This window comes from Streptococcus panodentis (assembly GCF_017884005.1).
In the GTDB taxonomy this organism is placed as follows: domain Bacteria; phylum Bacillota; class Bacilli; order Lactobacillales; family Streptococcaceae; genus Streptococcus; species Streptococcus panodentis.
The window spans coordinates 41,930-53,719 of record NZ_QFAY01000022.1 but is presented as its reverse complement, the minus strand read 5'-3'; the positions used below and the strand labels follow the sequence as shown (position 1 = coordinate 53,719).

Here is an 11,790-nt window from a genome sequence, read left to right as displayed (position 1 = left end):
TTTATACGGTATCTTCCAAAAGATCCATCCCTCTGTGGGTGAGGGCGCAGCCATCATGGGAGTCTGTCTCAGCCTCTATCCACAACCTTTATCAGTCCCCCTTAACTCTTTGCGCTGTGGCAGCAGCGGTCGGCTCTGCGGCATCAGTCGCAGCTGCATGTTTTCTAAGTGGGAAATCGTCAGGAGAATTTCTGTAATGACTTTCGGATTCTCCTTGGCTCCAGTTTGAATCCAATTTGTGATAATGCATTCATTGCTGGCAAGAAAAACTTCCAAAGCATAGTTTTCTGGGATTTGATAGATTTTGCTAATCCATGCATGCGCATTTGGAATGACTTCCAGAAGCTGTTTAATAAATTCTTTAATGCTGAATTGGAAATCCAGAGACTGATTTTTGGCAATCGCCCAGATAAAGTCATAGTTTTCTTTGAGGTAGACAAGGGTCGCTTCGATATTGTCTCGGATAGGCAGTTCGTCATTAAAAATGCTCATCAGCTGGGAAAAAGTATCCTGCTTGAGCTGCTCCATCATATCGAATTTGTCAATATAATGCAGATAAAAAGTCCCGCGGTTAATCCCCGCTTTTCGGGTCAGTTTGCTGATCGAAATATCTTCAAATTTTTCAGTCAGGAGGAGCTGGGTCAAGGCCTCTTTAATATCCTGCTTGGTAGATGTCTGTCTTGTTTGTGTCATGTTTGCACCTCTTTTATGACTCTATTATAGACGATATTCTCAGTATCGTCAACACGATGTTCATTTTATGCTGGTTTGATTTGCTTTTACGCCGCTGGCTCAGCATGCGCTATCAGCCCCTCCGACTGTTAGCGATGGCAGATAAGAGTCTATGGCAGCAGTACCCAACTTCCTATCTTTCTATCGTTTGATTTTCATTGAGTATAAGACTTGCTGACAAGATCGGAGACTCTGTCTGACCGATTGCTGTCCCGCTCTCATCAGCCGTAAAGCCAGTACAGCTGGCACTTTCTGACGGATGAAGCTGCTGAGAGAAAGCAGTCAAGCCCTGCTTTGAGCGTCCGGTTTCCAGTCTGATTTCGATTTTCACAGTGTATTCACTTAAAATTTGAATCGTTTTTTCTTAAATCAACACATTGTTGAAAATTGACTATTGTTTTTTTGTTTTTCTAAGTTTATAATAAAGCATGTAATAAATCAACACGTTGTTTATTTAATGTTTGCTGAAGATCAAAATCAGGCCAGGCAGTGAAAGCAGTATGGCTTTGCTCTTCCAGAAACACCAAAAACAGATCATGAAAGAGGAAATGAGATGGCTTATATCGAAATGAAGCATAGCTACAAACGCTATCAGACAGGAGAAACAGAAATTATCGCTAACAATGACATCAACTTTGAAATTGAAAAAGGGGAGTTGGTCATTATCCTTGGCTCCTCCGGTGCAGGAAAGTCGACCGTGCTCAATATCCTGGGCGGCATGGACACCAATGACGAGGGGGAGGTCATTATTGACGGCGTGAACATTGCTGACTACAATGCTAAGCAGCTGACCAAGTACCGCCGCGAAGATGTGGGATTCGTCTTTCAGTTTTACAATTTGGTCTCCAACCTGACTGCTAAGGAAAATGTTGAGTTGGCTTCAGAAATCGTGGCTGATGCCCTTGATCCCGTCGAAACCCTGCAGAGTGTCGGTCTGGGCAAACGGCTCAATAACTTTCCAGCCCAGCTTTCCGGCGGAGAGCAGCAGCGGGTAGCCATCGCACGGGCAGTAGCTAAGAATCCTAAGATTTTGCTCTGTGATGAGCCGACCGGAGCGCTTGACTACAATACAGGCAAGCAGGTGCTGCAGATCCTGCAGGATATGTCCCGCAAGCAAGGAGCGACGGTTATCATCGTGACCCACAATGGGGCCTTAGCGCCCATTGCTGATCGGGTCATCCGCATGCACGATGCCCGGGTCAAAAGCATGGACATCAATGAGCAGCCGCAAGACATCGCAGCATTAGAATATTAGAGAGAAGGAAAGAGTATGTCCTATAAAACCTACTGGAAAGATATTCGCCAATCCTTTCGTCAGTCAAAAGGCCGGGTCATTTCGATTGCTTCCCTCATGGCTCTAGGCTCTTTTGCTCTGGTGGGGCTAAAGGTGACCGGTCCCAATATTCGGACGACCGGTGAGCATTATTTCAGGGACTATCAGGCAGCTGATCTGGCCGTTATCAGTGATTATGGCCTCAGTTCGTCAGACCAGCAGCTGCTGGACAGTCTTGACGGCAAGGCTCAGGTCGAGTACAGCTATATGAAAGACGCAGTTATTAAGGATACAAGCAGATCTGTGCGCATCCTGTCTGCCAGTCAGCAGGTCTCCAAGCCTGATCTGGTGGAGGGAAAGCTGCCCAGCAAGGACAATGAAATCGCCCTGACGGCTGCTTATCGCAAAGACTATCAGCTTGGTCAGGAGATTTCATTTACCGAAAAGGCCGGTCTTAATGGAAAGACTGTCCTCCGCAGCCCTACCTTTAAAATTGTGGGTTTTGTCAACTCGGTCGACATGATTTCCAATGTCAATCTAGGCAAATCAACTGCCGGTACTGGAGAATTGGACGGTTACGGTGTCGTTGCTCCGTCAGCTTTTGACTCCGATGTTTATATGGTCGCCCGCATCCGCTACAAGGATCTGAGCACACTCAGCCCTTACAGCCAGACTTACATTGATAAGGTCTATGAAGATAAGAAAGCGGTCGAAGCATTGCTGGCCGGTCAGCCGCAGCTTCGTCTGAACAGCCTGAAAACGGATGCCAACAGCCAAATCCAAGAAGGCGAAAACAAGATTGCCGATGTTAAAAGGCAGCTGAGCGATGCCAGTCAGCAGCTGCAGGACGGGCAGGGGCAAATCAGTCAGGGCGAAAGTCAGCTGGCTCAAGGGCAGGAGCAAATCGCCTCTGCTGAAAATCAGCTGGCTTCTGGTGCCAGTCAGCTGGCTGATGGTCAGAATCAGCTGGCCAGCAGCTGGAGCCAGCTGCAGAGCGGCCGTGCACAGTTAGACAGCGGCTGGGCTGAATTAAACACTAAAAAAGCGGAACTGGACAGCGCCCGCACCGAGCTTGATGCTGCTTGGACGGCCCTGTCCGGCAAGAAGGCAGAGCTCGACAGTGCGGCTGCTCAGTTGGAAGCCGGCCGCAGCCAACTGACTCAGGCTCAGGCGGATATTGATGCCAACACAGCCAAGCTAACAGCTCTCCAAGCTCAGCTGGAAGCTGCAGCCAGCGAAGAGGAAAAAGCGCAGATCAGCCAGCTAATTGCCCAGCTGGAGGCCGGTCTTGCCGCAGCCCGCAGCAGCTACGAAGCAGGAGCCGCCGCTTTGGCCGCTCAAACAGCTAACTATGAGGCAGGCCTCGCAGCCTACCAGCAAGCTTTTGACACGCTCAATGGCAAGGAGGCCGCCTATCAATCCGGCCTTGATCAGTATCAGGCTGCTCTGGCTGCCTTGAACAGCAGGGAAGCCCAATACCAAGCGGGCTTGGCTCAGTATCAGGCCGGCCGCAGCACTCTGGCCCAAAAAGCAGCCGAGTACCAGTCCGGCCAGAGCCAGCTGGCCCAAGCTCAGGCAACTTTGGCTCAAAAGACACAAGAGCTGGCCGATGCCAAGAAGGCCTTGGCAGAAAAGACCGGCGAATACGATGAGAAAAAAGCAGAAGCTGACAAGGGCCTGGCAGAAAAAGAGAAAGAACTGGCCGATGCCAAAGAAAAGGTCAGACAGCTGGGTCTTCCTACCTACAATGTCTATAGCCGCCGTGAAGTGCCGGGGTCAGAAGGCTATGTTTCCTATGAAAATAACAGCAATATCATTGACGCTGTCGGCAATATCTTCCCAGTGGTCCTGTATTTTGTGGCGGCGCTTGTGACCTTTACGACCATGGCCCGCTTCGTTGATGAAGAGCGGATCAAAGCCGGAACATTCAAAGCACTCGGCTATGACAATCAGCACATTATCCGCAAGTTTGTCATCTATGGCTTGGTCACTTCTATGACTGGTACTGTCCTCGGCATCACAGCGGGGCATTTGCTCCTGCCGACAATTATCTACAATACCTACGGCCCAAATATGTCGGTACCGAAAATGGAGCTTCATTTCTATCCCTGGATAACGCTTCTATCAATCCTGCTTGCCCTAATCAGTGCGGTTCTGCCGGCCTATCTGGTAGCCCGCAAGGAATTGACCGAAAAACCGGCTCAGCTCTTGCTGCCAAAACCGCCGGCAAGCGGCTCTAAAATTTTGCTGGAGCGGATCAGACCGATTTGGTCACGCCTCAGCTTTACCCAAAAGGTAACGGCCCGCAATATTTTTCGCTACAAACAGCGCATGCTGATGACCATCTTTGGTGTCTGCGGCTCCATTGCCCTGCTCTTTGGCGGTCTGGGGATCCGTTCCTCTATCGCCGACCTCAATACTAGACAGTTTGGCGAGATTATCAAGTATGATATGATTGTTGCCAAAACAGACTATGTGACAGACCGTCAGGCACAGGAGATAGACAGTCTGCTGGACAGCGCCAGTGTCAGGAGCGACTTAGCCGTCCACTATGAAGAAGTTTCAAAAATTGCGGGAAAGAAGAATGACCAGCAAAAGATCACTCTTCTAACTGCCAGCGACAGAAATGCGAAAGACTTTTCAGATTACATCGCCCTTGAAAATCGGGAAAACCGCCAAAAACTGAGCTTGGATCAGGAAGGGGCGATTATCTCTGAGAAATTAGCCAGCCTGACCAAGACCAAGATTGGTGACGAGCTGACTGTTCAGGACGCCAATGGCCGGGATATAACGGTTAAGGTAAGCGGCATTACTGAAATGTACATGGGGCATTTCATCTTTATGAACAACAGCTATTACAAAAAGGTTTTCCGTCAGACTGCCAGCGACAATGCCTATATGGTCAAGCTCAAGGACGGCTCCAGCAAGAATACAGACAAGGTCGCAGCTGACTTTATGGAACTCTCCGGTGTCAAAGGGATTGTGCAGAATACCATCCTGAAAGAACAGGTCAATACCATCGTCAACTCCCTTAACAAGGTGATGTATGTGCTGATTATTTCCTCCGTTCTCCTAGCGATTGTCATTCTTTACAATCTGACCAATATCAATGTAGCCGAACGCCTGCGCGAACTGTCTACCATTAAGGTGCTGGGTTTCTTTGACAAAGAAGTGACCCTCTACATCTATCGGGAAACCATTTATCTTTCCTTGATTGGTATTTTGGCAGGATTTGCTTCGGGGCTGGCCCTGCATGCTTATATGACAGCGATTATCCCGCCGGATGCCGTTATGTTCAATCCTGCTGTAGGCGGGCCGGTCTATCTGTTTCCGACCCTTGTGGTGGTTGCGATTCTCACCGTTTTAGGCTTTGTTGTCAATCACTGGCTCAAACGCGTGGATATGCTGGAAGCCCTCAAGTCGGTCGAATAAATCAGATCAGAAACTTTCACTCGGGTTTAGGAGTGGAAGTTTTTTTGTGGTTTGTTATAATGTTTTCTAAAGGAAGAAAAAGAGAGACAATGAAACATAAAATCGCCTTATTATCCGATATACATGGCAACAGCACTGCCTTGGAAGCCGTGCTGGCTGATGCAGAAAAGCAAAGAGTGACCGATTATTGGTTTCTGGGTGATCTGCTCATGCCCGGGACCGGCCGCCGGGCCATGCTGGATCGGATGCAGCAACTGCCTATCAGCCTGCAGGTGCGGGGCAACTGGGAGGACAGCCTCTGGCATGCCCTGCATGGCAAGCTGGATCTGGACAAGCCCAGCCACCTCTATCTGACCCGGCTTTGTCATTTTATTTTAGAAGAAGTCCGTCCAGCTGAGATTGACCGGCTGCAGGATTTGCCTCTGCAGGTGCAGGCAGAAGTGGCCGGCCTGAAAATTGCTGTCAGCCACCACCTGCCGGATAAGAACTGGGGCCGGGAGCTGATCCATATCGGGAATCAGGCGGACTTTGACCGGCTCTTTGAGGGCAATGACTGCGCCATTGCTGTTTATGGCCATATTCACCAGCAGTTTCTCCGCTATGGCACAGGCGGCCAGCTCATCATCAATCCTGGCTCTATCGGCCAGCCTTTCTTTCTGGATGCCGCTCTGCGGCAGGATTTGCGGGCCCAATATGCCATCTTGGAGATTGACGAGGCGGGACTGACAGAAGTGGACTTTCGCCGGGTGGCTTATGATGTGCAGGAAGAGCTTCGCCTGGCCCGAGAGCTCAGCCTGCCTTACTTTGACATCTATGAAGAGAGTCTGGTCAAGGGCATCCATCATACCCACAACCACGATCTGCTGCGGGAAATCAGTCGCCGGGAGGGCTATGACCGTGATATTAATCAATTTTTAAATGAAAAGACGTAACCCTTGAAGTTACAACTGATTTGATATATAATAGAAAAAGATTAGAAGGAAGGAGTGCAGCAGATGCAAATTTCCAGTCGTTTTACGATTGCCACCCATATGCTAATTGTCATGGCGCTGGAGGGGCCCAGCCGAAAGATTACCAGTGATTTTATCGCTGACAGCGTAGGAGTTAATCCGGTCATCATCCGCAAGACCCTGTCCCAGCTGAAAAAGGCCGGTCTGATTACTGTAGCCCGGGGAACCGGCGGCGCTGAGATCAGCTGTGATCTGAAAGACATCCGCCTTTTAGATGTCTATCAGGCAGTGGAGAGTCTGGGCAAGTCCGGCCGGCTTTTCAGCTTCCATGAAAATCCCAATCCATCCTGCCCAATCGGCAGCAACATCCACAATGTTCTGGATGACAAGCTGGACGAAATTCAGGCGGCCATGGAAAAAGAACTGACCAAAACCAGTCTGGCGGATGTCGTTGCCTCAGCCCAGAAGAAAATTGCCAAGCAATCTGTTTCCTAGGAAGCAGATTGTTTTTCGATAGGCCTTAACGAACTAAGCACATAACGTATAGTGGAGGCCGGGGAGGGATAAGAAAAGGGCAGTTTTTATCGCCTTTTCCTTTGCTTTTAGTAGTGAAACTGTCCGAGGGACAGTTTCAGCCTATCGCTTAACGTACAGGGCTATTTGAGCGGCAGATAAAGCTTCCGTGAGGAAGTCTCAACAGTAGGGCTGATGGCGGTGGGACAGCCATCATGGGAGTCTGTCTCAGCCTCTTTATCTCCAGCCTCCAACAGTCCTTCTGGACTGTTGGAGTAAAGTGAGCTAACAAAGTAATAAAAGACAAACTAAATGATCATATCAGCAAGCAACTCTGCCTTCTCTCAGTCTTAGGGAAATTCCTACCAGATGTAAAAAAATTAAATTTTCGAGTTGTAACTATTGACATTACATTAAAATCTGCTATACTGGGTATTGTAATAAAAAAAGTTACAACAACTGTTTAAAAATTTTAACCATTTGGAGGAAAATCAGATGAAAATAGCAGTAGTAGCAGCTAACGGAAAAGCAGGACAGCTTATTGTTCAGGAAGCCATCGCGCGCGGCCATGAAGTGACGGCTGTGGTCCGCTCAGCAAACAAGACCGAGGCCGGCAATGTGCTGCAGAAAGATTTGTTTGACCTGACTAAAGAAGACCTGGCTGGCTTTGATGCAGTGGTGTCAGCTTTCGGAGTTTGGTCGCTGGATACTTTCCCGCAGTTTACGACTTCAATGGAGCATTTGGCAGGTCTTCTTGCTGGCAGCGATACACGCTTCTTGGTCGTTGGAGGAGCGGGAAGCCTCTATGTCGATCCAAAAATGACGACACAGCTGGCGGATACACCGGACTTTCCAGAAGAATACAAACCGCTGGCACAAGCTATGGCTAAAGGCTTAGCACGCTTACGCAGCTTCTCAGATACTAAATGGACCTTTATCAGCCCGGCAGCAGACTTTGTGGCTGACGGAGCCCGTACAGGTGCCTATATCCTGGCTGGCGAAGTCTTTACCACAAATGAAGCAGGCCAAAGCAGCATCAGCTATGCCGATTATGCCATTGCTATGCTGGATGAGATTGAAAAAGGCAGCCATATCAAAGAGCGCATCTCTGTTTTGGGGAGATAATGCTCCATGAAAATCCAAATCAGACAGGGCAGGAGCAGACAGGTTGGCAGTCCCTGCTTATCCTGTCACGAGGCCGGAACAACAGTGTTTCAGCCTCCTCTAACCTTCAACTGGAATTAGACAAGTCCAAACAAAGGACGCTTGATTGTGATTTTCGAAGAGCAGAAACAAGATAAGGGCAGATTCAGCTTAGCCTAGTCTGGATTTGCTTCTTTATTTTAAGGAAAGAAGGAATTTCAGATGACTTACGCATACAATAGCAAGATTTTTTTAGGTGAGGCGGCCCTCAATGTTGCGGATTTGGGCCGGCAAAAGCTCTTTTATCAGCAGGTTTTGGGGCTGGAGCTTCTGGAGGAAAAGGAAGGACAGGTATTGCTCGGCAGCGGTCAGCAGCCGCTGGTCCGCCTAATCCAGAGCAGCGACCGCCAGCCGGTTCAGCACAGCTACGGTCTTTATCATGTGGCCATTCTGCTGCCCAGCCGGCAGGACTTGGCGGATGTCTTTAAGCACATCGCTGAGCTTAAGATTCCGCTGGTCGGCGGCGCAGACCATGGCTACAGCGAGGCCCTTTATCTGGAAGATCCAGAGGGCAATGGCATTGAGCTTTATCGGGACAAGCCTCAGACTGACTGGGATATCCGGGAGGACGGCCGTATTATCGGCGTGACCGAGGAGCTGCCGGCTCAGGAAATCTATGAACTGGGGCAGGAAGTTCAGCCTTTCATCATTGCGGCTGGCACCCGTATGGGGCATGTCCACCTGTCTGTGAAAAACAGCAGAGCTGCCAGCAAGTTTTACCAGAAACTGCTGGGCCTGGAGGATAAATTTTCTGTCCCTTCGGCCAGCTGGCTGGCTTCGGGAGGCTATCACCATCACTTAGCCGTCAATGAATGGGGCGGCTCCAGCCTCCAGCAGCGCCGGCCCCAGCAGCTGGGACTGGCCTACTACCAAGTTCAGGTGGCAGATAAGGAAGACTTGCTGGATATTTACGAGAGAGCGCAAGACTTGGCTGCCAGCAGCCGCTGGCTCAGCTCACAGGAGCTGGAAGTCACAGATCCAGACGGAATTGTCAGCAGAATGACCACAGCCCCTTAGACGGTGAATTTCAAAGGATCTACAGAATAAGCTTCCCTTTCATCAACTAGATGAAAGGGATTTCTGCTGCTCCTGACCAAACAAGTCCAAAGGGGGCAGTTGAGAGCGGCAGCTGACAAGCTATGGTTGAGTGGGCCGGCATCGCTCCTCTGCTTTTTCTGATGAGAAAGCCAGATTGTTTTATTTTCAGCCGCCAAATGATGGTATAATAACAAAAGGAAGGAGGAGGTATGCCAGCTAAAAATAGGATTCATTTAGAAACACCAGCTATCTTTGACTGGAGACAAATCATTTCTTACCTATCAAGAGAGGAAAAGGAAGTGATGTATTGAGTTGCAAACGATTGAATCAAGCGCTTGTTTAAAGTCAATGTTATCTTTGTACGATTTTCTACGATGCATCGCTTCAGAAAGTATGTATCCAGACAGAAAATCAAACTGTTTTTTCTGCTGAAGCTCAAAAAGTTATTGGCAGTTTTGTCAGAGAGTAGTTGGATTTAGATCGGCCATTGGCAGATTTTTATCAGTTTGCGCGAGAGGATGACATCTTATGCTCCTTAGTTCAGGAGTTTTACGGACTGCGCTTGGTGGGTGTGCCAGATTTTTATGAAGCAATGACTTGGGGATTTTAGGACAGCAGATTAATCTTGCTTATGCTTATACCCTAAAAGAACGCTTTGTCAAGAAGTATGGCGAAGCCTTTCACTGGCATCATGAAACTTACTGGGTTTATCCTAAGCCAGAGACGATTGCCGACAGCAAGCTCGAGGAACTGCTGGAGCTGCAAATGACGCGCAAAAAAGCGGAGTAGTTACAAACCATCTCCAAGCTCTTGTACCAAGGACATATTTACAAAAGTTATTATCAAGAGTTAGGTACAGCTGGGCAAATCGAAAAAGAGTTATTGAAACTTTATGGTGTCGGTCCGTGGACGGCACATGATATGATGATGCGCTGTTTTCGTATACAAGAGGCATTTCCGATGGCGGATGTCGGCCTGCAGAATGGCATTCCCTATATACTTGCTTTAGAGGAGAAGCCGTCTAAGGAATTGCTGTCCAGGCTAAAAGACAAGTGGGGAAGCTGGTGTTCCTATGCAGTATTTTATATTTGGTGTTTGCTTTATTAGCAGCTAATCAGAGAAAAGGAGAAGAAATGTATAAAACCTATTACACATCCCCAATCGGCCAAATTCTCATCTTGACGGATGCGAATGCTCTGCTGGGCCTGTGGTTTCAAGGGCAGAAATATTTTGGGGCGGGCTATGATTTGGCGCAGGCAGAGGTGAAGGATACGGAGCTCAGCCGGCGTGTTGCTGCTTGGCTGGATGCCTATTTTAAAGGGGAAAATCCTGCCATAGATGTTATTCCGCTGGCTCCTCAAGTGACCGAGTTTAGGAGCAAGGTTCTGGCCGTGCTGCAGAAGATTCCTTATGGTCAGACGGCTGCCTATGCAGATGTTCTGCAGGAGCTGCAGGCAGACTATGGCAAGATTGGCTCAGCCAGAGCAGTCGGCGGTGCGATTGGGCACAATCCTATTTCTATTTTAATTCCCTGCCATCGGATTGTCGGAAGCGATGGCAAGCTGACGGGCTATGCCGGCGGACTTGACAAAAAAGCCTACCTGCTGAAGCTGGAGGCAGGACGATGACTGCCTTAGGACATTCGGCCGAAGATTGGGAGTGGGAAGCTATTAAGAGTAATGATAGCGATTATGACACGATTTTTGGTATGCTGTTAGGAGCACCGGAGTTTTCTGCCGTCCCTCCTGTATCTCTCGCCTTCCCAAAAAAGAAAATGGCATGATTTTTCAGGAAGCAAGGCAAGCAGTTGGAGCAGAATCTAGACCACGTAAACGATGCCGTCCCTTAGGCAAGCCGGTCAGCAAAGAGGAGTGGGCAGAAGAGATTGACCATATTTTAAAAGAGCATTTCCAGCACGGTTTAACCTTGAAAGATTTAGCTTTTATGGCAAAAGGCTCTGAGTCTTACCTGCGGCATGTCTATAAGAGTGTGACTGGAAAAACGCATGGCCTTTCCTTTGGCAGTAGTTGAGGAAGTCAAGCGTGCTGCAGCGGAGTATGCCCCTGAAGATTTTATTGTCGGCTATCGGATTAGCCCAGATGAAATCCATGAAGATCAAGTGGGCTATACTTATGAAGAGGCTAAGCTGCTGGTCAAGGAATTGGTCAAGCACGAACTAGACTACGTTCATTTGTCGCTTTTTGGCGTCTATGCTTCGAAGCCAGAAGGTTCTGATAAGACCTCTGCCCAGCATTTCCATGATGTTTTAGACGATGACACCAAGCTGATTGTTGTCGACGGTGTCTTTAGCCAGGATGATGCTGAAGATGCTATCGAGCATACAGCTGCAGATTTGATTGCAGTCGGTCGCGGGACCTTGATTGCCCCACTCTTTGGATACAAGATGCAGACAGGAAGAGGAGAAGACATTGTCCATGAGATCAGCCCCGAGCAGTTGGAACACTCTCGCTTAACAGCGGGTTTGCTTGAAGTATTCAGCCGCAAGGATTCGGGCGGTCTGCCGCCCCTGCCGGGCCAGGAAAGCATCGTTCATCTCCATACTGGCCAATTTGGAGATGCAGGGCAGTGACGATATCCACCCTTTTATCGTCATTTAGTTTATTTTTTATTACTTTGTTAGCTCGCTCG

11 protein-coding genes and 1 pseudogene are annotated in these 11,790 nt (G+C 48.8%); 11 read left to right on the top strand and 1 reads right to left on the bottom strand.

Annotated features, from left to right (window positions below; all coding sequences use genetic code 11):
* Positions 1-75: 75 nt before the first annotated feature.
* Entirely contained in the window at positions 76-693 is a 618-nt protein-coding gene (locus tag DHL47_RS10010) for a TetR/AcrR family transcriptional regulator (RefSeq protein ID WP_209551765.1), read from the bottom strand.
* A 592-nt stretch (positions 694-1,285) separates the two neighbouring features.
* On the opposite strand from DHL47_RS10010, the gene DHL47_RS10005 reads away from it, so the two are divergent.
* From DHL47_RS10005 to DHL47_RS09955, 11 genes and pseudogenes are all read left to right on the top strand, one after another.
* Positions 1,286-1,987, top strand: coding sequence for an ABC transporter ATP-binding protein (locus tag DHL47_RS10005; RefSeq protein WP_128837007.1), 702 nt, complete (start codon positions 1,286-1,288; stop codon positions 1,985-1,987).
* Positions 1,988-2,002: 15 nt separating this feature from the next.
* Entirely contained in the window at positions 2,003-5,437 is a 3,435-nt protein-coding gene (locus DHL47_RS10000) for an FtsX-like permease family protein (RefSeq protein ID WP_209551764.1), read from the top strand.
* An 89-nt stretch (positions 5,438-5,526) separates the two neighbouring features.
* Positions 5,527-6,369, top strand: coding sequence for a metallophosphoesterase family protein (locus tag DHL47_RS09995; protein ID WP_209551763.1), 843 nt, complete (start codon positions 5,527-5,529; stop codon positions 6,367-6,369).
* 63 nt (positions 6,370-6,432) lie between these two features.
* Positions 6,433-6,882 (top strand): Rrf2 family transcriptional regulator, encoded by a 450-nt coding sequence (locus tag DHL47_RS09990; protein ID WP_209551762.1) that lies wholly within the window; start codon positions 6,433-6,435, stop codon positions 6,880-6,882.
* A gap of 513 nt (positions 6,883-7,395) precedes the next feature.
* A complete protein-coding gene (locus DHL47_RS09985) occupies positions 7,396-8,025 on the top strand; it encodes an NAD(P)-dependent oxidoreductase (protein WP_209551761.1) in 630 nt (209 codons plus the stop codon).
* A gap of 240 nt (positions 8,026-8,265) precedes the next feature.
* Entirely contained in the window at positions 8,266-9,120 is an 855-nt protein-coding gene (locus DHL47_RS09980) for a VOC family protein (RefSeq protein WP_209551760.1), read from the top strand.
* Positions 9,121-9,738: 618 nt separating this feature from the next.
* Positions 9,739-9,930 (top strand): DNA glycosylase family protein, encoded by a 192-nt coding sequence (locus tag DHL47_RS09975; protein WP_209551759.1) that lies wholly within the window; start codon positions 9,739-9,741, stop codon positions 9,928-9,930.
* A 344-nt stretch (positions 9,931-10,274) separates the two neighbouring features.
* The gene (locus DHL47_RS09970) at positions 10,275-10,769 is read left to right on the top strand and encodes a methylated-DNA--[protein]-cysteine S-methyltransferase (RefSeq protein WP_209551758.1); all 495 of its coding nucleotides are present in this window, start codon (positions 10,275-10,277) and stop codon (positions 10,767-10,769) included.
* Positions 10,766-10,924 (top strand): hypothetical protein, encoded by a 159-nt coding sequence (locus DHL47_RS13580; protein ID WP_209551757.1) that lies wholly within the window; start codon positions 10,766-10,768, stop codon positions 10,922-10,924. The genes DHL47_RS09970 and DHL47_RS13580 overlap by 4 nt, the downstream gene beginning before the upstream one ends.
* On the top strand, positions 10,891-11,172 hold the full coding sequence (locus DHL47_RS13575; RefSeq protein WP_338060113.1) for an AraC family transcriptional regulator: 282 nt from the start codon (positions 10,891-10,893) through the stop codon (positions 11,170-11,172). The genes DHL47_RS13580 and DHL47_RS13575 overlap by 34 nt, the downstream gene beginning before the upstream one ends.
* Positions 11,135-11,731: pseudogene (locus tag DHL47_RS09955) on the top strand (oxidoreductase); the annotation flags it as partial. The gene DHL47_RS13575 and the pseudogene DHL47_RS09955, both read left to right, overlap by 38 nt.
* Positions 11,732-11,790 lie beyond the last annotated feature (59 nt).

Bases quoted from the DNA above. Each gene is read 5' to 3' on its own strand.
- DHL47_RS10010 (WP_209551765.1), bottom strand. From the start codon at position 693: ATGACACAAACAAGACAGACATCTACCAAGCAGGATATTAAAGAGGCC.
- DHL47_RS10005 (WP_128837007.1), top strand. From the start codon at position 1,286: ATGGCTTATATCGAAATGAAGCATAGCTACAAACGCTATCAGACAGGA.
- DHL47_RS10000 (WP_209551764.1), top strand. From the start codon at position 2,003: ATGTCCTATAAAACCTACTGGAAAGATATTCGCCAATCCTTTCGTCAG.
- DHL47_RS09995 (WP_209551763.1), top strand. From the start codon at position 5,527: ATGAAACATAAAATCGCCTTATTATCCGATATACATGGCAACAGCACT.
- DHL47_RS09990 (WP_209551762.1), top strand. From the start codon at position 6,433: ATGCAAATTTCCAGTCGTTTTACGATTGCCACCCATATGCTAATTGTC.
- DHL47_RS09985 (WP_209551761.1), top strand. From the start codon at position 7,396: ATGAAAATAGCAGTAGTAGCAGCTAACGGAAAAGCAGGACAGCTTATT.
- DHL47_RS09980 (WP_209551760.1), top strand. From the start codon at position 8,266: ATGACTTACGCATACAATAGCAAGATTTTTTTAGGTGAGGCGGCCCTC.
- DHL47_RS09970 (WP_209551758.1), top strand. From the start codon at position 10,275: ATGTATAAAACCTATTACACATCCCCAATCGGCCAAATTCTCATCTTG.
- DHL47_RS13580 (WP_209551757.1), top strand. From the start codon at position 10,766: ATGACTGCCTTAGGACATTCGGCCGAAGATTGGGAGTGGGAAGCTATT.